This is a genomic window from Nonomuraea sp. NPDC049709 (genome assembly GCF_040674815.1).
GTDB lineage: Bacteria > Actinomycetota > Actinomycetes > Streptosporangiales > Streptosporangiaceae > Nonomuraea.
Genome location: NZ_JBFANM010000010.1, coordinates 116,909 through 137,019, shown reverse-complemented (window position 1 = coordinate 137,019; position 20,111 = coordinate 116,909). Strand labels below are relative to the sequence as shown.

Below are 20,111 nucleotides of genomic sequence, written 5' to 3'. Positions count from 1 at the left end.
CGGCCTCCCCCTGAGCGGCACCACCCAGTACGAGCCGGAGCGAGACGACGGCATGGGGCTGACGGCCGGGTGCGCCCTTCGACAAAACCTGCTCGGGCTCCTCGCACACCACTCTTGCCGCACCGATCCAGCAACGCGGACCGTCCCGGTCGATCCGGGCGTACGTCATCGCCAGAAGTCTCAAATCCCTGAGTTTCAGCTCTCTAGAAAAGGAGTCAGAGCATGGGAGACACGACAAGCGGGGCACCCGAACAGGGACACGTCGGGCGCCGGACCGTATTAGGGGGCGTGCTGGGCGCCGGCGCGCTCGCCGCCCTGACCGGCCGCGCCAACGCCTCCGTGAGCGGTGGTGGTGACGATGTCGAGCACGGTGTCGAGCACGGCTGGGGAAAGGTCGCCGACGCGTTCCGCGCGAACTTCAGAAACCCTGGCGAGGTCGGCGCGGCGTGCAGCGTCTACGTGGGCGGCCGCCCCGTCGTCAACCTGTGGGGCGGCCTGGCCGATCGCGAAGCGAAGCGACCGTGGCGCAGAAACACCATCGTCCAGGTCGCATCCACGACGAAAGGCGCCACCGCGATCTGTGCCCACATGCTGGTCCAGCGCGGTGAACTGGATCTGGACGCCCCGGTGGCGCAGTACTGGCCGGAGTTCGCCGCGGCCGGCAAGGAGCAGATCCCGGTGCGCTGGTTACTGTCGCACCAGGCCGGTCTGCCGATTGTCGACGGGCCGCTGACGTTCGAGCAGGCGTGCGCATGGCACCCGGTCATCCGCGCGCTCGAGGCGCAGAAGCCGCTGTGGCAGCCGGGCACCGAGCACGTCTACCACAGCGTCACGTTCGGGTTTCTGGTCGGGGAGGTCGTGCGCCGGATCACCGGCAAGTCACTCGGCACGTTCTTCGCCGAAGAGGTGGCCGCCCCTCTCGGGCTGAGCGCCTGGATCGGGCTGCCCGAGAAAGAGGAGCGACGGGTGGCCCGGATCCACTACGCCGCTCCGTTCAGCCTGGAGGAGCTGAAGGCCGGGCTGATCGCGATTACCGGGCTCGATGCGGATACGGTCACCGCATGGGTCAACGCCGTGTGGGCGCCCGGCTCGGTTCAAGCCCGCGCTGGCGAGCTCGGCGGCGCCTTGGACAACACCTCCGACTATCCCTCGACGCGTGCCTGGCGCGCGGCTGAGTTCCCGGCCGCGAACATGCTCGCGGACGCCCGATCGGTGGCGCGGATGTATGCCGCCACGGTCAGCGACGTCGACGGGATACGGCTGCTCGATCCGCCAACCATCGAGAAAATGACAGTCGTCCAGACCGACAAGACGCCGATGCACGGGCTGCCGCCGGGGCTGAACCTCCCGGCTGACCGCTCCTTCAACATGTCGCTCGGGTTCTGGCGATCCTGCCCGCCGATGCCGTTGGTGGGGCCGGGGTCGTTCGGCCACCCGGGCTCCGGCGGATCGGGCGGCTTCGCCGACCCCGGTGCCGGTGTCGGCTTCGGCTACGTCACCAACCTCTGGAACTTCCGGCCCGACGACCCGCGCGCGGCGAACCTGGTCAAGGCCGTCCGGGCCTGCCTCGGATGACGACAGTCCTCCCGTGAGGAAACTCCAGAAGGCGCCGGCAGAGCTGGAGAAGTCCTGATGATCCCGCGCCTGGTGACGGTACGCGATCGCCGTTGGAACGGCCGCCGGCTGCGGCTTGCCCGGTGCCCCCACAGCGCGCCTCCCGGGCTCATCCGGCTGGCGGGACATGCGGTGTTCTGCGAGTGACAGCGCCCGGGCTCTACGAAGAGAGACCCCGATGACGACACAGGAGGTCCACGTGCAGGGTCTTGAGAAGTCCTGCTCACCCGCGCTGCGCGCGTCCGACCAGGACCGTGACCGGGTCACCGAAGTGCTGCGCGTCGCCGTCGCCGACGGCCGGCTCGACCCGGTCGAGTTCGACGAGCGGCTGGACGCGGCGCTGTCCGCCCGCACCATTGACGCCCTGACCCCGCTCATCACCGATCTGATCGCGGCGCCAAGCAGCGACGGCGCACTCACGCTGACTCTCGCCGGGACGCCGGCCGAGCCGGCCGCCGAACTGCTCACCATCAAGGAGCGGCACGGCACGGTGCGCCGTGACGGCCGGTGGACACTGCCGCACCGGCTGGCGCTGCGCACCGCGTGGTGCGAGGTGATGCTGGACCTGACCAGCGCGGTGCGCAGCGCGCCCGAACTGGTCATCGAGCTGCGGGTGAACGGCGGCAACGTGGAGTTGATCCTCGCGCCGGGCATGGTGGTGAACGCCAACGAGCTGTCGGTACGGCACAGCAGTCTGGCGATCAGCAGGGACGCGGGCGACAACACCCCGGAGACGCTGCACGTCCGCTTGGTAGGCCGAATGCGGCACGGCCGGCTCAACGCCCGGTGGCAGGCGCCGCGCCGGTGACGCTGTAGGGCCCCGGATACCGCGGTGTCCGGGCGCTGTCATCTCGCGCGTGGTGCGGGCGCGCCGCCGTGTTACGGCCTGTCGTTAACGACGGCACCGCCGCCGACGAACCGTTCTTCCTGCTCATTCCGTAGACCCTGGATCGCGTCGGCGGCAGTGGCCGTCGGCGCGACGCTGGGGACAGCTTCGTCAGTGCGCCAGGACCTGGCCGGCGACGGCCTGCTCACCATTCGCAGGCACCACAGGAGCTTGCCGCCGCCCCGGTTGGTGCACTCGCCGCCTCGGCATGCTTCGCCGACCGCCGCCGATCCCGCTGATCTGACGAGCAGGTCCGCACCGGCAAACCCAAACACAGCCTGCGCCACCATGACGTTGGAATGGCGCCATAGTGACGTCAAAATGGCGTCACTGAGACGGCAGTCGACTCTAGAAGGGATGCACATGTTCAAGTCGCAGCGGCGAGGGTTCCTCGCCGCAGTCACACTCGCAACCACGCTCGTGATCGCCGGCGCTCCCGCCGCATCCGCGACGGCGAAGCCGGAAATCAAAATCTCCGGCGGGCTCACGCAGCCCGTCTTCTCCTACAAGGACGCCATCCGCGAGCACGTCCGGGTGCAGTCGTCGGTCGACAGCGACGGCGATGGCAAGAAGGACCTGGTCCGGGTGGACATCATCCGGCCGAAAGAGAGCGGTTCCGGGCTCAAGGTCCCGGTGATCATGCAGGAAAGCCCGTATTACGACAACCCCGGAGTCGGCTTCGAGATTGAAAAGAAGAAGTACGACGCGAACGGGAACGTGACGAAGTTTCCGATGTATTACGACAACTACTTCGTGCCCCGCGGGTATGCGTTCGTGTCCGTCGACATGATCGGCACTAGGTTGTCCGACGGCTGTCCGACCTCCTACGGCGCCGCCGACGTGCTGGGCGGCAAGGCGGTCGTCGACTGGCTGAACGGCCGGGCGTCCGCTTATGACGACAATGGCAATCCGGTCAAAGCCTCCTGGACCACCGGGCGTACCGGGATGATCGGCCACTCGTATGAGGGAGCGCTTGGCGTCGGTGTCGCCGGCACTGGCGTACAGGGGCTGGAGACGATCGTGCCGCTCTCGGCGTACACCAGCGGATACGAGAACGGACACGCCAACGGCGTTCTCACCTGGTTCAAGGGTGGTGCGAGGTGGCAGTCCGAGCACGTCGACAAGGATCCGGCGGAGAAGTGTGAGGCGGTGCGCCAGTGGATGGACGCCGAATCCGACGACGCCACCGGCAACTACAACGCCTACTGGAACGAACGCAACTACCGGACCGGGCCGATCTCGAAGGCGCGCAACATCCGCGCCAGCGTCTTCGCGGTGATGGGCATGCAGGACCGCAACGTGGTAGGCAGCCAGTTCTCCGAGTGGTGGGCCAAGCTGCCCCGCAAGGTGCAGCGCAAGGCGTGGGTGACGCAGTACGGGCACCTCGACCCGTTCTGGGCCCGCCGCGAGGTGTGGCTCAACACCCTCAACAAGTGGTTCGACCACGAACTGATGGGCGTCTCCAACGACATCATGCGCCAGCCCCTCGTCGACGTGCAGCTCGGCCCCGGCCGCTGGATCACCCAGGCCGACTGGCCGGCGCCGGCACGGACGACGACCCTGCGGCCGCAGCAGGACGGCTCCCTGGGCCGCAAGCCCTCGACCGGCACCGGCAGCTACCTCGACACCGCCCAGACCGAGATCGCGATGGCCGCCGACCCCGCCACCACGAACCCGCACCGGCTGGCCTTCCTGACCCCGCCGCTGAAGAACGCGACGCGGCTGTCCGGAACGCCGAGGGTGAGCCTGAAGGTCAAGCTGGACAAGCCGACCGCCAATCTGGGCGTCCTACTCGTCGACTACGGCCAGGACACCCGCATCAACTACCGCGAGAAGACTGCGACGTCCTCGGAAGGCCTCAAGGTCATCGGCGGCGAAGACTGCGTCGGCGAGAGCACGGCCGATGACGACGGCTGCTACTTCAGGGCCGGCGACAACACGGCGACCTCCGGCCTCAACGTGGTCACCCGAGGAATCCTGGACGCGCAAAACCACAAGTCGCTGAGCCGCCAGGCACCCCTGACGCCGGGCAAGTCCTATCAGATCACCTGGAAGATGCTGCCGCAGGACTACGAGTTCAAGGCGGGGCACCGGCTGGGCCTGGTACTGACCGGAACCAACGACGACTTCAACCTCGACCAGACCGGCAACGGCACCGGCACCGACGTCGAACCCGGCACCGGGGCCAAGGTCACCATCGACCTGGCCGGAACGTCGATTTCGCTGCCGCTGGTCAACGGCACGGCCATCAAGTAACAGCAAGATCGACCATGTGTAGGGTCGCGGCCAACGTTGGCCACGACCCTACACATGATGTCCCGGGCATCCCTTGCCGGCACCTGTCACCACAAGCCGGACACGAGATGCCGCTGGAAGGCGAAGACCACGATCACAGGGGGGATCGCGCCAGGATCGATCCCCCAGTGATGAGCAGGTAGATCGCGGCGGGTACGAGCACTCCGGCGACCGCGACCGCGATCGGTATGGCCGTCAGTCGGTCTTCTCTACCCGCACAGTGCCGGCGGTCCCGTCGATCGTGATCAGCTGTCCAGTCTTGATCTCGTGGGTGGCGTTGCGGACGCAGATGACGGCTGGGATGCCGTACTCCCTGGCCACGGTGGGGCCGTGTGCCACCGGCGACCCAGTTTCGGTCACCAGCCCCGCCGTTGTCATGAACAACGGGGTCCAGCCGGGATCCGTCGTGGGGGCCACGAGGATTTCGCCTGGCTCGATGTGCGCGCCTGCTGGGTCGCGGATCACCCGCGCCCTGCCGGTCGCCCGGCCGGCGGCACCTGCCATCCCGGTCAGCACCCCATCCTCCACGGGTCCTGGTGGGGCGAGCGCTTCCACGTCGGTCCCGTCGGACAGGAGGGCTCCCGGGACGGTGGGCCGTCGCAGCTCCCGTTCGTAGGTGGCGCGGCGAGCCGCGATCAGGTCCCGATGGTCGGCTCCGTTGTGTACGGCGGCTCGGGCCTCGGAGAGATCGAGGAACATGATGTCGTCGGCGCGCTCCAGCAGGCCGCGAGCGGCCAGGTCGGTTCCTATGAGCAGAAGTTGGCGCCGCGCGGCCAGGATCGCCGGCAGCCAGGCGAACTTCGCGATCTCCCGGAGCCCGGTGAGCTTGCGCGAGCGGCGCATGAAGAACGTCGCGAGCCGGCCACGTACAGGTCTCCGGCGCCGCGCTCGCCGCGCGAGCGTGTCGATCATCTTCTCCGCCTTCTGGGCGGCCTGCTCGAACCGCCGGTCGGGCGCCTGCTCTGGGTCGTCTACGCGAAGGTAGTTGGCGATCGTGGCGAAGAGGGGAGCAGGGGCCTCCTCCCACCGGGGCATGCCGACGTCGATCTCGGCGGCCGCGCGCATGCCGTACCTGTCGAGGAAGCCGGCCATCCCGATGTCGGGGAGGTCTCCCGCGCGGTACTTCGCGGCGAGTTCCTCCGGCGGGGTGCTGAGGAACAGGTCGCGGTGTTCCCTCGCGTTCACCGCGACCTTCCAGAGCGCGAGGTCCATCTCCGTGGTCACGTTGTACGGCATCCCGCCGAGGACAATGTCCAGCTCGTCGTCGGCGACGCCTTGGAGCAGTCCGGACGGTGCCGAGCCCGCGATCATTCCGGCCATCAGCGGCCACACCAGCCGCATCATGTCGGGACCCATGACCGCCTTGTGGGAGTCCTCGATCACCCAGCGGAGCCGCTCGGCCGGCGTGGCCGGCTCGGCCGGCGTCGTCGTCTGGCGCCTGATCTCGCTCAGGGCGCGATAGGCCCGGACGCGGGCGGCGTCCGGCCTGGCCAGACTCCGGACGATGCCGACGATCGCATCCGGCGCCAGCCGCAGCGTCATCTTCACGGCATTGCCGAGGCGGAAGGGCAGGCCGCGCCGCGGGGCAAACCGCGGATCGTCCAGCATGCGCTGGACAGCGCCCTGTACCCGCGGGCCGTACACCTGCAGAGAAATCCCCAGCCGCTTGCGCATGGACTTGTTGCGCAGGAAATCGGTCAGATCGAAGTAGAGCCGCCCGCCGATCGGGACCAGCCGAGGCAGCGGATCGCGCGGATCGATCGTGGCGCCCATGGCCTTGAACCACATGCCCGAACCCGTCTTGAGCAGCGACACCCCCATCGGTGTGGCCGGCCGGAGCATCCCTTGGATGTGACCGAACTCGAGGTAGAGCCGGGTGTCGCCGGTGTCCGGCGGGGCCGGGAACAGGGTGGTGATCGGCCGGGACTGCAGCAACCACAGCGTGCCGGCCGCATCGATTGCCCACTCGATGTCTTGCGGCGAGCCGAAGTGCTCCTGCTGCCGCCGGCCGGTGTCACGCAGCTCTTCGAGCTGTTCTTGGCCGAGGCAGCCGTCGTCGTTCGGTACGGCCGGCGCCTGGTGACGGAGGACGTAATGGTCCGGGACGACGGTGCCGTCGACGATGGCGGTGCCCAGCCCGCGGGCGGCGTCGACGACCATTTCGGTGCGGCAGCCGGTGATCGGATTGGCGGTGAACAGCACACCGGCGACCACGGGGTCGATCATGCGCTGGACCACCACGGCCATGGCGGCGTCCTCGATACCCACCGTGGCGCGATAGGCCACGGCGCGCTCGGTGTGCAGGGAGTCCCAGCACCTACGGACCGCGTCGATGAGGGGACCGGCGCCTTCGACGTTGAGTAAGGTGTCCTGCTGGCCGGCGAAGCTGGCGTCCGGCAGGTCCTCGGCGGTGGCGCTGGAACGGACGGCCACGCGCCCGCCGCCGAGCCGCTCATAGGCGTCGATCAGCTCACTCTCCGGTAGATCTCTGGACTTGTAGGACTCGACGGTCAGGCAGAAGCCGTCCGGGACGCGCTCACCCGCCTTGATCATCTCGCCGAGTCCGGCGGCCTTGCCGCCCACCAGATCGATCATGGAGGAGTCGATCTCAGACAGATGGATCACTTGCATCCCTTCCTCCTCGCGGGCTTTGCGTAGATCTCCAGTGAGCGGAGGACGACCTCCCGCTCTTCATCCGTGAAGTGATTCCACATCGCCGTCTGCACGTTGACCGGGACGTCCCGGACCTTTCGCAGGAGCGCACCCCTCTGCTCGGTCAGGAGAACCCTGCGCATCGCCGCCGAGCAGCTCGGCGTGGCCGAAGACCGCGCGCAGCAGCGAACAGGATGCATAGTGTGGCGGTCTTACCCGAGCCGTTCAGGCCGAGGAAAGCCGTGCACCTCGCCGATCTGTACGGTGAGGTCGAGCCCGTCCAGCGCGTGGACTTGGCGTCGTGCTTGGTCGGGCCACTGATGAGAACGGCGGGACTGTTCGCCATGAGGACGCCTCTGCAGCCGGTCGGATATGACGTTGCCGACCAGACTTCCCGGCGCTCCAGGATCGACAGTAACAGCGCCGGAGCCGCTCGGCCAGACGCCTGGTGATGAGTTCACGACGGCTGGTCGCTCCTCCGATGCTGTTGACCATTTGGGTTGAGTGGTACGTAGAAACAGGGCGACCGAAAGCGGGGCCCATCGGCCCAGCGGCCCTGCTGATCGGCAATAGCCTGATCGTGCGGCGGGCGAGATGGACTTTCGACATCATGGTGTCCGTGGAAAAGAACGAATGGGATGAAAAGGTGTGGGCCCGGCAGGCGGCCGAGTTGGAGGAGCAGTGGAAACTGCGGGCCGTCGCGCAGCGGGATGAATCCCTGCGCCAGCACAATCTGATGTACGGCGGTCTGATCGCCATCGGCATCGTGATGATGCAGCCGTTCCTGACCGAGGCGCCGGACCTGTCCGCCACGATCTGCGTGGTCGCCTTCTCGGTGGCCATTCCGATCCTCGCCGCCCTTGTTCTGGTGAACAGCCAGGAGAGGTACCGACGGCGTGAGGCCACATCCAAGTTCGTCCAGTTCGCGAGACAGGCGGCTTTCGGGGCCGGATTCATCGGGGTGGCCGCCGGCTTCTGGCACATCACGCCGATCGCCGGGGTGGGGATTCTGGTCGCTGCCGTGGTGGCCATAGCTGTTCAGTCGGTCGGCTACACGGTGGTGGAACAGGAGGGCGCGCAAGCTGCGCCGGAAGGAAAAGACCAGGGGGTGCCGGAGTCATAAGTCAGGCCATGCTGAGGGCTTGATCGTCGCCGGGGCGGCGTCCGAACTGACCGCCGGTCTGGCGTCCTGATGACCGCTCTCCAGGAGATCTCGTGACCGCCCACCGGGTTCGTCGTGTCCGTCTACCTGGCGACGTTGGTGTCCGTCCACACGCCGCGGTTGCGCGGAGGCGTTCGCGAGCGTCTTCTCTAGATCCTCCAGGGCCCGGTGGAGCTGCTCCTTGACCTGTTCGATCGCCTCGGCCGCCTGAGCCGGTTTGAGGACCAGCTGGCAGAACTCCGCCCGTTTGGCCTCCCACTGCTCAGGGGTGTACAGGTAAGTGCCCGCGTCGGCGTAACGGCGTGAGCCCGAACACATCCCCGCTGCGCAGACCGTCCCGCAGTTCGCCATCGCCCCAGCGGACGGGGTGACCGTGCTGCGACTGGCACGTCCACAGTTGCGGCATTGCGTTCCTGGCCGTCACCGGCGCCCTGCTGCTGGTGGTCGCCAGGGGTGAGATGAACCTGCTGGTGCCGCTGTTCGCGATCGGGGTGTTCGTCGGGTTCACGATGTCGCAGGCCGGCATGGTCCGGCACTGGCTGACCGACCGGCCCGCCGGGTGGCGGTGGCGGGCCGGGCTGAACGGGTTCGGCGCTGCTGACGTTCGTAGCGGCGGTCGTGGTGACGGCGTTGAAGTTCGGCGAAGGCGGCTGGCTGATCGTGGTGGCGCTGCCGCTGCTGGTGGGCGGGCATGGAGTGGGTCAACCGCTCGTACGCGTGCATCGGGGCGCGGCTGGAGTTGGGTAAGACCCCAACACCGCCGCGGCCCCGCCGCTCGCTGGTGGTCGTGCCGGTACATGCGGTCACCCGGCTGACCCGCGACGCGCTGGCGGCGGCGTTGTCGTTGGGGACCGGGTGGTGGCCGTGAACGTCACCCACCCCGAGGACGAGCGGCAGGCGCGTGCGTTCGTCGAGGAGTGGGAGTGCTGGAACCCGGGCGTGGAGCGGGTCCAGCTCTTTGATGTGCGCCGGCGGCTCGACGAGCCGCTGCTCGCCTACCTGGCGCGGGTGCCCGAGCCGCAGGTGTTCGTGCTCATCGCCGAGGTCGAGCCGGAGCATGCCTGGCAGTGGATGCTCCAGAACGAGCGCGGCGCGGTGCTGGCCCGGGCCTTGCGGCGGCGTACCGACGCGGTGGTGTGCCGGATGCGTTTCCGCGTGTCCAGAGAGGCCAGGAGCGACCGGAAACCGGCTGCTGTGGCAGGCCGGACCGGCTGAATCACGCGGTGTCCGCCCTGCCGAGCAGATCCTGTACCGCCTGGACGACGCCCTCCTCGTCGGTGACGTGAAGGGTGTTGTCACCGTCATGCGCGCCGTAAGACCGGCAAGGCCCGCCGTCAGCGCATCCTGGCGTTCAGGGGCAAGGCTGCCGTAGGCGGCGAGGGCCTCAGGATCGAGAACGCGGATGCCACAGCGAAGGCGGAGGCCGTCTCCCGGATACCCGGGTCGACGTCGTAGCCGGGATCGGCCTGCGCCAGATAGGCGATCACGACGTCCAAGCCCGGCTGCTCATCGAGCTGCGGGTGAGCGGCGGCAACGTAAAGTTGATCCTCGCGCCGGGCATGGTGGTGAACGCCAACGAGCTGTCGGTACGGCACAGCAGTCTGGCGATCAGCAGGGACGCGGCCGACAACACCCCGGAGACGCTGCACGTCCGCTTGGTGAGCCGAATGCGGTATGGCCGGCTCAACACCCGGTGGCAGGCGCCGCGCCGGCGATGCAGTTGGGCCCGGATACCGCAGGCCTGCCTTCCTGCTCAACCTCTGACCATGGGTGCCGAAGGTCAGGAAAGGTCCTTTCAGGCAGCTCTGGGCTGGATCGACGCTGCCGTGGAGCCGCTGTCCTGATCAGCTGCCAAGGAGGTCTTGAATCGCTTGAAGAACGGCGTCGGGACGGCGGAATATAACGGAGAGGTGTCCGGCGTCGTCGATGACGCGGTTCTCGCCGTGCGCAACCGATGTGGCCAGCGCGGTGTAGAGCCGCGTCTTGGCTTCGGCCTCCTCGTGGAGGAGCGATGTAGGTATGCCCTGGCTGACCGCTTCTTTGAAGGGGTCGATCGCCGTGGCGGTGAGGACGATCAGCGGGACGTCGGGCATCGGTCCCGCGTTGCGTACCTCATCATGGAGTTGGTAACGGTTGGCCGCCTCTTGGCCGCCGATCTTCAGCCATTCCGGGCTGACATGACGCTCGATCAGCGGCTTGCGGATCTCTACCGGCCAGTCGGCCATCTCCCGGGCGAACAGGGCGCGGTAGAACTGGATGATTTCGTCGGGCAAATCGTCAGGCACCGCCTCGTCGGGGTCCCATGCCTGATACAGCTCGTTCAATTCCTTGGGCATGTAGGAGTCGTAGTCCTCATGTTCGGGCTCCACCAGAACCAGGCCCGCCACCTCGTCAGGGAAACGCTGCGCATAGTGGCGTGCGTAGAGGCCGCCGAGAGAATGACCGACCAACAGGTAGGGGGCGGGCATGCCGACGACCCGCAGCAGCTCGCGCAGCTCGTCGGTGACCTGGGCGCAGGTGCGAGGCAGCGCGGCCCGGTCACTCCACCCCGTTCCGGCTCGGTCGTAGAGCACGCTCGTGGTGAGTTCAGCGGCCCGCTGTTGAACGATGAAGCCGTCCATCCCGGATGAACCGGCCCCGGGTAGGAACACCACCGCCGGGCCCCCGCTGCCCGATCGGTGGAGGAACAGTCTCCGATCCCTGACCTGGTAGTGCCGTCCTACTGGCGGCGTTGTCTCGGCCGTTTGACGGTGCATCGCTGGCTCCTTCACTGTCAGCGCCGGCTTGGCGGAGACGCGAGTGCGCCTCTCGGCCGCCACCCATCGCCATGCCACCGGCATCTGTATTCCCAATTTTAGGAACGGTACCAGATATGGGATCGTAGAGCCGTGGACACCCTTGAACTGCTCCTGCACCCGGTCCGGCTGCGCATCGTGCACGCCATGTCCGGCGGTCGCACCCGCACCACGTCAGACCTGTGCGCCGGCCTGCCCGACACCCCCAAGACCACGGTGTATCGGCACGTCGGCCTGCTGGCCGAGGCGGGAGTGCTGGAAGTCGTCGACGAGCAGCGCGTGCACGGCGCCGTCGAACGGCACTACCGGCTGCGCCGCGAGCACGCGGGGATCGACGCCGGCATGGCCGCGTCGATGTCCCTGGAGGAGCACCGTCACGGGTTCGCCGCCGCCATGGCCGCCCTGCATGCCGAGTTCAACGCCTACCTCGACAGGGACGGAGCCGACCCGACCGCCGACTCCGTCGGCTACCGGCAGGGCACCATCTGGCTCACCCCGAGCGAGCTCGCCGAGATGATCGGCGAACTGCGCGACGTCCTAGCCTCCAGGGCGGGCAACAGGCCCGCGCCGGACCGCAGCCCTCACCTTCTGAGCATGATCCTCTTTCCAACGGAGGAATCACCGCGGCACAGGAACGGCCAGCAGGCTGACGACCACCCCTGAGTCCGTGCACGGCTTCTCGTAAACGAGCGCGATTCCGATAGAAGATCACCAAGGGCATCGCCGCCGGCGGCAACGTCACCTGGCGGTGGCAGCCGCCGCACCTGCCGTCGCCTGCCACCCGCCACTGAGCCGGGGGCCGCTCTATGCTAGGGACCCCCGGCAGAGCGGTCGCCGCCGGCGGCTTCACTCAGCCTTTGATGAAGCGGCGGGTCATGTACCGACGCACCGGCGGAAGGGCTGCCAGGCGCAGCGGAAGCTGAGTCAGCCACAGCAGCAGCGGGTTGGCGGGGGCGTAGACGCCTTTGACCCGGCGGCCCAGCTTCTGCTTCTTGTCGACCTCGGGCCGCAACGCCGCCTCCCAAGCGGCCAGGGCGGCGCCGATGTCGCCGGGGTGGCGCTCCAGTTCGGTGCCGAGCCGGTCGGCGCCGCCGACCGCCAGGGCGGAGCCGTAGCCGGCGAACAGGGTGACGCACCAGGCGGCGTCGCCGAGCAGGACCACGCGGCCGCGGCTCCAGGTGGGGGCCACGACCTGGCTGATGGTGTCGAAGTAGACCGAGTCCGTTGTGGCCATGCCGGCGAGGACCTCGGGGATGATCCAGCCGAGGTCGCCGTAGACCTGTGGCAGCACTGTGGTGGGTCCGTCGGCGCGGGTGCCGGTGCCGCGGTCGGTGCGGTAGCCGAAGAAGGCGACGTTGCGTCCGTCGCCGACGCTGATGACCGCGACTGTGCGGCCGCGCGAGGACAGGGTGCCGGTGGTGCCGGGCGCGATCGCGTCCGGGCGTTTGTCGAGCATGTAGACGGCGACCATGTGCTCCAGGTCGAGCAGGTAGTCCTCCTCGGGTCCGAAGACCAGGGCGCGGGTGGCCGAGTGCAGGCCGTCGGCGCCGATCAGCAGGTCGGCGTGTTCGACGCTGCCGTCGCTGAGGGTGACGTGCACGGTGTGCGCGTCTTGGTCGACGGCGGTGATGGTGGTGTCGAAGCGGATCTCGGTGGTGTCGCGGACCTTGTCGTACAGGACGGTTTCGATGTCGCCGCGCAGGATGTTCATCGAGCGAGGGCCCATGGTGGCGGAGATGCTCTCGCGGGTCAGGGAGAAGCGCCGCTGGCCGTTGGGCTTGTGGTAGACGAGTTCCTCGGTGACGAAGGCACGCTTGTGGAGGTCGGGCAGGATGCCCATGCGTTCGGCGGCGTCGTAGCCGATGCCGCCGAAGGTGACGCCGTAGCCGCCGCTGCGGCGCTGTGGGGCGCGTTCGATGATGAGGGTGTCCCAGCCGATCTGGGACAGTCGCAGGGCGGCGGCCAGCCCGGCGATGCCTGCTCCGATGATGATGGCGCGCATAAAGGTTCCTTGCTGAAGCTTGGTCGAGGGTTAGAGCTGGTCGAGGACGCGCCGCTCGGCGGCGGGGTCGAGCCAGGTGTCCGGGGAGGGGGCGTCCGGGCGCGGGGCGGGGTCGCCTTCGGCCTGCAGCCAGGCCCAGGTGTCGGCGATCGTGTCCCGGAGCGGGCGGGTGGTCAGCCCGGCGGCGTGGGCGGCGCTGACGTCGGCGTCGTGCATGCCGGTCGGCGCCGGGTCGTGCGGGAAGCGCAGCCCGAACTCCATGCCCAGCCACACGCCCTCGCGGCGCAGCAGTTCCTCGGGCGCCCACACCAGCTCGGCGTCGAAGCCGGTCACCTCCAGCGCCGTCTCCAAGAATTGCCCGATCGTCACCTCGCCGGGACGGCCGGTCACCGTGTACGCGCCGCCGATGCCGCGTTCGGCGCACCGCAGCATCCAGGCGGCCATGTCGCGGACGTCGATGTACTGCAGGGACGCATCCGCCGGCCCAGGCGCCAGCACCCGGCCACCTTTCTCCAGGCGGCGCAGCCACCACGGGACGCGCCCGACGTCCTCGTACGGTCCCAGGATCATCCCAGCCCTGGCCAACAGCGACCGCGCGCCGTAGGACTCGATGACGGCCAGCTCACCGCCACGCTTGGCGGCGGCGTAGTCGTCACTGTCGTCGCTTTCGGGGTCGCCGTCGACGAGCGGGGCGCTCTCGTCCGCGCCCGCCGGCCACGGCCAGCGATGTACGCCGCGGCTGGAGACGTAGCCGTAATGTCCGATACGGCCGGCCAGCAGGCGGGCGCTGTCGCGCACGACGCGTGGGGCCCAAGCCCAGGTGTCGATGACGGCGTCCCACTCCTGACCGGCGAGCGCGGCGGTGACCGCCGGGGTGTCGGTGCGGTCGGCGATGAGCGCCCGAACGCCGGGGAGCGGTGGGCGGCTGAGGCCACGGTTGAGCGTGGTCACCTCATCCCCGCGCTCCAGCGCGGTTTCGACGACGGCGCGGCCCACGTGGTGCGTGCCGCCGAGAACAAGCAGTTTCATGACGCTCCAGGACTGAGGGGCAGCCAGAGGGCTGACGGGTGGTCGAGATCGTGAAAGATCTCGTGATCTGAGGTGCGCAGCTCGCGCGTCGTGGCCAGCGGCTGGCCGGTGCCCGGGTTGCGGCCGTAGCGGGGATGAGCGCCGCTGGAGACCTGCAGCCGAATCCGGTGACCGCGTACGAACCGGTGGGCCAGCGGCCACAGCTCGATGTCGACGGGGCGTGTGTCGCCGGGCTGGTTCAGGCGCACGATGCCGTCGCACAGGTTGAGCGAGCGGCCGCGCGGGGTCACGTCACACAGGCGGGCGAAGTAGTCGACGTGCGGGATGGACGAGCGGGCGTGCAAGCGGACTCGTACCGGGCCAATGACCTCGACATCGTCGGTCAGGGGCGCGGTGGTGAAGGTGAGGACGTCCGCTCTCGCTTCGATAGCGCGGTTGTCTTTCGGGCCCGCGGACCTGCTCACCGCTGTCCCGCCCACGGTGGGGGTCGGATCGCCGGGGTCGTAGCGGTAGCGGCTGGGGTCTGCGTCATGTTGGGGTTCCTCGAGGCTCAGCCGCTTGTCCGGGTGCAGGTACCACGGAGTGGGCCGGTGGGCGGGAGGCCAGCCGGGCAGGTCCAACCACCGGTTCGCGCCGGCGACGAATACCCGCACTCCTGTGAGGGCGTCCCTGTCGAGCAGGGCGGCGTCCAGGGCCGCCAGGGCGTCCTTCATGCCGTCGCGGGTGTACAGGCCGCGGCCGTGCCCCCAGGGCCCGACCAGCAGCCGGACCTCGCGCCCGGTGGCCAGCAGGCGTGTATGGTCGGCCAGCATGCTCGGCAGGAAGAAGTCGTACCAGCCGCCCTGCAGGTGCACCCGGGGCGGCATCCGCTCGACGTTGGCGCGGTGGTCCATGCGCGCCCAGGACGTCTGGTCGGGACCGTTGCTGATCCACTCCTGAAACCAGCTCACCTGGTGCCCGGTCAACGCGCGATCGGCCCGCTCCAGCGGGAGGGTCAGGGTGGCGCGGCGCAGCTTGCGACCGGCGGTAAGCGTGGCCAGCAACTGCTGGGGCAGCGAGAAGTTCCCGCTGAACATGGTGTCCACGAGCTGGACCCAGCCCAACGCGTTGCCCAGCGCAAAAGCACCGCCCGGGTACATGAAGTGCTCGGCGAAGGCCGACGGCGCGTCCTGAATCACCGCGATCTTCCACTCCGGGATGTGCCGGGCGGCCAGCTCCCACTGGACGAAGCCCAGGTAGCTGGCTCCCCAGGTGGCCAGCACACCGCCGAACCACGGCTGGGCACGCAGCCAGCTCAGCGTGCCGTCGGCGTCGGCCGAGTCGATGACGAAGCCGTCGAAGCGACCGCCGGAGCCGGCCGTGCCACGCAGGCTCTGATACAGCACCTGATAGCCGCGCTCGGCCAGCAGCTTCGGCAGCTGGTCCAGCGCGTTGCCCCTGCCATAAGGGCTGCGCAGCAGGACCAGCGGTGGCCGGTCGACGTCGGCCGGGTAGTAGTGGGTGGCCAGCAGCCGCACGCCGTCGGCAGCGGGGATTTCGACGTTGCGCCGCACGCGGACCGGGTGCCGGATGGCGGGACGGACGCCGTACAGGCGGCTGAGCAGGGTCATCAGGGTTCGTCTCCTCGTCGACGCGTTCTGCATCACATCGCCGACCAGGCTTCCCGGCACACCATCGGCCCTCCATGGCGGAGCCCGATGTTCACCAACATACCGAATGTTCAGAAAATACTGAAGCCTCGTGACGTTCGATATTCTGTATTCCATGAACGACAGGCAGCAACGGTGGCAGGCGGCCGAACACCTCGCCCTGACACTGGCCGAGGGCGGACTGCAGCGCATGGCCGCGCGGACCCTGGCGATGTTCCTCTTCACCGACCAGCAGAGCATCACCGCAGGCGAGATCGCAGAACGGCTTGAGGCCAGCGCGGGCTCGGTCTCCGCCGCGGTCAAATCACTGCTATCCGTTGGCCTCATCGAACGCCTGCCCGCCCCCGGCAGCCGCCGCGAGCACTACCGCCTCCGCGACGACGCCTGGGCCATCCTGTTCACCAGCCAGAACACCGTTATCCAGGTCATGCTCCGAGCCGCGCAGACCGGCATCGACACCACCACGGCCGACGACCCCGCCCACCGGCGGCTCACCCAGATGCGCGACTTCTACCAGTTCATGCTGGGCGAGATTCCGGCCATGCTTGAGCGCTGGCATCAGCGCCAGCACGCCCGCTGAACCAAGGCCGAACTCCAGCAGACACGAGCCGTGGGCTTCAGCGGCTCGAAGAACTGCGTGACTTGGCCTGGTGGAAGGATGCTGGCGACCCCCGCAAGGCCGAGATAGCGCTCCGGTACGGGATGATCATCTTGCCGTCCACGCCCAGCAGTCGCGCGATGGCGCCCAGGGGCCGCATCTGGTTGGTATCGGCCAGCATCGGGTGCGGCGTCGTTGGCGGCAAGGCCCGGGCGCGCCATGCCTCCAGGGCGGCCTCGTCGTACAGTTCTGGTCCCGGGCGGGTGGTGTGATCGGCTGGCGCCGGATCGAGGCGGGGAAGCCGCTCGGCGGTCGCCTGAAGTTGCGGATTTCCGCCAGGCGAGCTGACGGAGGGCCACCAGTGCGGGCACCTCCCCGAGCCGGACCGGCCGCCGACGACACCAGAGCGTCAGTACGTCACTGCGCACTCGCACCCAGCCACGCACTGAGGCCCTCCGGCGGGGCTCCAGCTGCTGGCATTTTCGTGTCGCGGCGACCGTGTCCGCGATCGCGGCGTCGCGGATGCCGGGCCCCGATCCCGTCCGGCCTGCCCTGTGTGAGCTCTCGGAGCACCGCGTCGACGGTGACCGTGAGGCTGATCAGCTACGTGCAACGCTACAGCGGGCCGGACGGTAGGGGGAGAACATCTTCAACGCTGTCCTTCCCGGAGAGACCGGGGAATCGCCGGTAGTCTCCGAGGTGCTCGTGGGGCGGGCGCCGCGCTAGCTGACACCGTCCGCGCCTAAATCATCACCGCTCCTGCCTTCTCTGAGATAACGAAAACCGTTGACGAACTGGTCCCCGGCTACCGACCGTTAGGCCCGAAGCTCGGGTCGGACCCGGACGCCCCTGTCCTAACGGCCCGGCGTGGGTCGCGTGGCGAGGACCTGCCGCCAGTGCTCGGCGGCCTGGTTCATGTCCTGGCTGGTGTGGTGGAGGAAGCGGGCGACGGCCTCCAGCCGGGCACCGACCGGGGTGTCGGCGCCGTAGACTTCGATGCCCGCCTGCGCGGCCTCGGCCAGGGTGAGGTTCCTCTGGACGCTCGCCATGAAGGCCCGATACCAGATGTCGTCGTCGATGATGTACCGCTCGCGCCGCCCCCGGGGGTCCCGCTCGCGTTTGATCAGCTCCTGTTCCTCCAGGTACGCGACGGCGGTGGAGACCGAGGCCGGGCTGACCTGCAGTCGCTGGGCCAGCTCCTTGGCGGTGATCGCGCCGACGTCCGTGCTGTAGAGGCAGGTCAGGACCCTGGACATCATCCGGGGCAGGCCCGTCTGGACCAGCAGATCGATGAAGCGCGCCTCGAACTCGCGCACCGCCTCTGGGTCGCGTCCGTACGCCGTCGTGGTGGCCTGCGGTGGCGCGGACGGCGTGTGCTTTCGGCGGCGAGCGCGCCGCTCGGTCGCCTGGTGGGCCCGGTCGGCCGTATAGCCGCCCGGTCCGCCGTTGCGGAAGACCTCCCTGCTGACAGTGGAGGTCGGCCGGCCCAGGCGCCGAGCGATCTCGGCGTAGCCAAGTCCCTCTGACAGGCCCGCCGCGATATGCCTGCGATCCTGCTGGGTCAGCCTGCCTCCTGGCATTCGCGCTGCCCTCCTGTCGCTCGGGATCTGTCGGACCAGTATTGCGTTCGCCTGCACCCCATTGCAATGCAGCGTATCCATTCGTTGCATTAAGCGACAGGTCCATTGCAATCTTTTGAGGCCGTTCACCTGCATAGAAGCACGAATTGCTCGCCAAGTTCGATTGACAAGAATGTTGAACGCAACGTAGCTTCGGGACCGACTAAACGCGTACTATCTCGACTACAAGGGAGATCGAACCATGATGACCAGAACCCTCCGAGTCGCCGCCTGCCTGCTCGCCGCCGGGATGGCGGTGACCGTGAGCGCGCCGGCGGCGGTGGCCGGCGACCATGCCGAGGTCCAGCGGGTGCTTGACGAGGCCGTAACCGGCGGCGGTATGCCCGGCATCCTCGCTGACGTCCGCGACACCCGCGGGGCGTGGTTCGGCACGGCGGGCGTGGCCGACACCGAGACCGGACGTAAGCGCCGGCAGCAGGACCGCTTCCGTGTCGGCAGCATCACCAAGGCGTTCACGTCGACCGTGGTGCTGAAGCTCGCGGCCGAGGGCCGGCTGAGACTCGACGACAGCGTGGAGAAGTGGCTCCCCGGCGTGGTGCGCGGCAACGGCCACGACGGCAGCAAGATCACCATCAGGCGGCTGCTCAACCAGACGAGCGGCGTCTTCAACTACAGCCTGGACAAAAACCTGCTGGCCCAGTACGTCGGGCCCGCTTTCCTCGAGCACCGCTTCGACGCCGTCCGTCCCGAGGAACTGGTGAAGGTCGCCATGGCCAACCCGCCCGCCTTCGCCCCCGGCAAGGCCTGGGGCTACTCCAACACCAACTTCGTGCTCGCCGGGATGATCATCGAGAAGGTCACCGGCAGATCGTACGCCGAGGAGGTCGCGCGGCGGATCACCCGACCACTCGGCATGACCGCGACCTACGTGCCGGGCAACGAGGCGAAGCTGCGCGGACCACACGCACGGCACTACTCCAAGCTCCTGCTGACCGAGCCCGACGCCAAGGTCTACGACGTCACCGACCTGAACGCCTCCGGAGCCTGGGCGGCCGGCGGCATCGTCTCCACCGCCGGAGACCTGCACACGTTCTACCGTGCGCTGCTGGGTGGCCGGTTGCTGCCGCCCGCGCAGCAGAAGGAGATGTTCACCGGCGTCTCGACCGAGGGCGGGCAGTGGATCCCGAACACCACATACGGGCTCGGCGTCTTCTGGCAGCGGCTGTCCTGCGGAGTGACGGCCTGGGGTGGAGGCGGCATGATCCACGGTTCCTGGACGTACGCGATGGGCAGCCGGGACGGCAAGCGCATGGTCGTGAGCAACATCAACGGCGACTGGGGCAACCCGATCGGCGTGCCCCCCGCACCAGCCGGCCAGGGCACCTTCACCGAGATGCTGGGGGCGGAGCTGTGCCCGCGGGCCTCCCGGTGACCGGTCCACAACCTGCCGAGGCGAAACGAGACACCCCGAACGACTAGCGACGGCATGGAAGAGACGCTGCACATGGTCGGCCAGGGCAGCCTTTGTAGAGAAAGGAGCACGCAGGGGCTCATGAGACTAGGAGATTCCGTCCTTCGACCACGAAGGACTCTGAGGTCTACCGCATCGATCGCCAGCTGATCAGCGTCGATCTGTGGGATTACGGGAAGGCCCTGGAGCAGGTCAGGGACCGCCGTTGACCCAGCAGATCGTCTGTCCGCCCTGTCAAAGGCCGCCCGGCTGTGCTTAGGCGAACTCGGTGAAAGGCTGACAGCGGAGTGGATCGAGGACCAGCCAACATCAACGCAGCCTTGGACTGTCGGGCGATCACCAGACAGAGAAGCGCCTGACACAGGCGCTCCGTAGCTG

The 20,111-nt window shown here is 68.4% G+C and carries 17 protein-coding genes; 10 read left to right on the top strand and 7 right to left on the bottom strand.

Annotated features, from left to right (window positions below; genetic code table 11):
* Positions 1–222 precede the first annotated feature (222 nt).
* The 3 genes from AB0J69_RS12455 (at position 223) to AB0J69_RS12445 (ending at position 4,756) form a co-directional block, all read left to right on the top strand.
* Entirely contained in the window at positions 223–1,575 is a 1,353-nt protein-coding gene (locus AB0J69_RS12455) for a serine hydrolase domain-containing protein (RefSeq protein WP_364116037.1), read from the top strand.
* A gap of 217 nt (positions 1,576–1,792) precedes the next feature.
* On the top strand, positions 1,793–2,422 hold the full coding sequence (locus tag AB0J69_RS12450; protein ID WP_364116034.1) for a DUF1707 domain-containing protein: 630 nt from the start codon (positions 1,793–1,795) through the stop codon (positions 2,420–2,422).
* Between the two features lie 435 nt (positions 2,423–2,857).
* Complete coding sequence (locus AB0J69_RS12445; RefSeq protein WP_364116031.1) at positions 2,858–4,756, top strand: CocE/NonD family hydrolase; 1,899 nt, start codon at positions 2,858–2,860, stop codon at positions 4,754–4,756.
* A gap of 234 nt (positions 4,757–4,990) precedes the next feature.
* Here AB0J69_RS12445 and AB0J69_RS12440 read toward each other — a convergent pair whose 3' ends face one another.
* Positions 4,991–7,426 carry a PEP/pyruvate-binding domain-containing protein gene (locus AB0J69_RS12440; RefSeq protein ID WP_364116028.1) on the bottom strand — a complete coding sequence of 812 codons (2,436 nt, stop codon included), beginning with the start codon at positions 7,424–7,426 and terminating at the stop codon, positions 4,991–4,993.
* Between the two features lie 502 nt (positions 7,427–7,928).
* Here AB0J69_RS12440 and AB0J69_RS12435 point away from each other — a divergent pair.
* From AB0J69_RS12435 to AB0J69_RS12425, 3 genes are all read left to right on the top strand, one after another.
* A complete protein-coding gene (locus tag AB0J69_RS12435) occupies positions 7,929–8,570 on the top strand; it encodes a hypothetical protein (protein ID WP_364116025.1) in 642 nt (213 codons plus the stop codon).
* A 730-nt stretch (positions 8,571–9,300) separates the two neighbouring features.
* On the top strand, positions 9,301–9,477 hold the full coding sequence (locus AB0J69_RS12430; protein ID WP_364116022.1) for a hypothetical protein: 177 nt from the start codon (positions 9,301–9,303) through the stop codon (positions 9,475–9,477).
* Positions 9,474–9,824 (top strand): hypothetical protein, encoded by a 351-nt coding sequence (locus AB0J69_RS12425; RefSeq protein ID WP_364116019.1) that lies wholly within the window; start codon positions 9,474–9,476, stop codon positions 9,822–9,824. The genes AB0J69_RS12430 and AB0J69_RS12425 overlap by 4 nt, the downstream gene beginning before the upstream one ends.
* A 119-nt stretch (positions 9,825–9,943) precedes the next feature.
* On the opposite strand, the gene AB0J69_RS12420 is transcribed toward AB0J69_RS12425, so the two are convergent.
* Positions 9,944–10,105 carry a hypothetical protein gene (locus tag AB0J69_RS12420; protein ID WP_364116016.1) on the bottom strand — a complete coding sequence of 54 codons (162 nt, stop codon included), beginning with the start codon at positions 10,103–10,105 and terminating at the stop codon, positions 9,944–9,946.
* 24 nt (positions 10,106–10,129) lie between these two features.
* Between AB0J69_RS12420 and AB0J69_RS12415 the strand changes: the two genes are divergently transcribed.
* A complete protein-coding gene (locus tag AB0J69_RS12415) occupies positions 10,130–10,453 on the top strand; it encodes a hypothetical protein (RefSeq protein ID WP_364116013.1) in 324 nt (107 codons plus the stop codon).
* Here the strand turns inward: AB0J69_RS12415 and AB0J69_RS12410 are convergent, their stop codons facing one another.
* Positions 10,454–11,365, bottom strand: a complete 912-nt coding sequence (locus AB0J69_RS12410; RefSeq protein WP_364116010.1) for an alpha/beta hydrolase — start codon at positions 11,363–11,365, stop codon at positions 10,454–10,456. It abuts the gene before it with no gap.
* Between the two features lie 132 nt (positions 11,366–11,497).
* On the opposite strand from AB0J69_RS12410, the gene AB0J69_RS12405 reads away from it, so the two are divergent.
* Positions 11,498–12,067, top strand: a complete 570-nt coding sequence (locus AB0J69_RS12405; RefSeq protein WP_364116007.1) for a helix-turn-helix domain-containing protein — start codon at positions 11,498–11,500, stop codon at positions 12,065–12,067.
* 187 nt (positions 12,068–12,254) lie between these two features.
* Here the strand turns inward: AB0J69_RS12405 and AB0J69_RS12400 are convergent, their stop codons facing one another.
* From AB0J69_RS12400 to AB0J69_RS12390, 3 genes are read right to left on the bottom strand one after another with little or no spacing between them, the layout of a single operon-like run.
* Entirely contained in the window at positions 12,255–13,406 is a 1,152-nt protein-coding gene (locus AB0J69_RS12400) for an FAD-dependent oxidoreductase (RefSeq protein ID WP_364116004.1), read from the bottom strand.
* A 30-nt stretch (positions 13,407–13,436) separates the two neighbouring features.
* On the bottom strand, positions 13,437–14,435 hold the full coding sequence (locus tag AB0J69_RS12395; RefSeq protein ID WP_364116001.1) for an NAD-dependent epimerase/dehydratase family protein: 999 nt from the start codon (positions 14,433–14,435) through the stop codon (positions 13,437–13,439).
* Positions 14,432–16,045, bottom strand: a complete 1,614-nt coding sequence (locus AB0J69_RS12390; RefSeq protein ID WP_364115998.1) for a CocE/NonD family hydrolase — start codon at positions 16,043–16,045, stop codon at positions 14,432–14,434. The genes AB0J69_RS12395 and AB0J69_RS12390 overlap by 4 nt, the downstream gene beginning before the upstream one ends.
* A 154-nt stretch (positions 16,046–16,199) precedes the next feature.
* Between AB0J69_RS12390 and AB0J69_RS12385 the strand changes: the two genes are divergently transcribed.
* Complete coding sequence (locus AB0J69_RS12385; protein WP_364115995.1) at positions 16,200–16,664, top strand: MarR family transcriptional regulator; 465 nt, start codon at positions 16,200–16,202, stop codon at positions 16,662–16,664.
* Between the two features lie 872 nt (positions 16,665–17,536).
* Here the strand turns inward: AB0J69_RS12385 and AB0J69_RS12380 are convergent.
* On the bottom strand, positions 17,537–18,262 hold the full coding sequence (locus AB0J69_RS12380; protein WP_364115992.1) for a helix-turn-helix domain-containing protein: 726 nt from the start codon (positions 18,260–18,262) through the stop codon (positions 17,537–17,539).
* 241 nt (positions 18,263–18,503) lie between these two features.
* Here AB0J69_RS12380 and AB0J69_RS12375 point away from each other — a divergent pair, with 241 nt between their 5' ends.
* On the top strand, positions 18,504–19,694 hold the full coding sequence (locus AB0J69_RS12375; protein ID WP_364115989.1) for a serine hydrolase domain-containing protein: 1,191 nt from the start codon (positions 18,504–18,506) through the stop codon (positions 19,692–19,694).
* Positions 19,695–20,111: the final 417 nt, after the last annotated feature.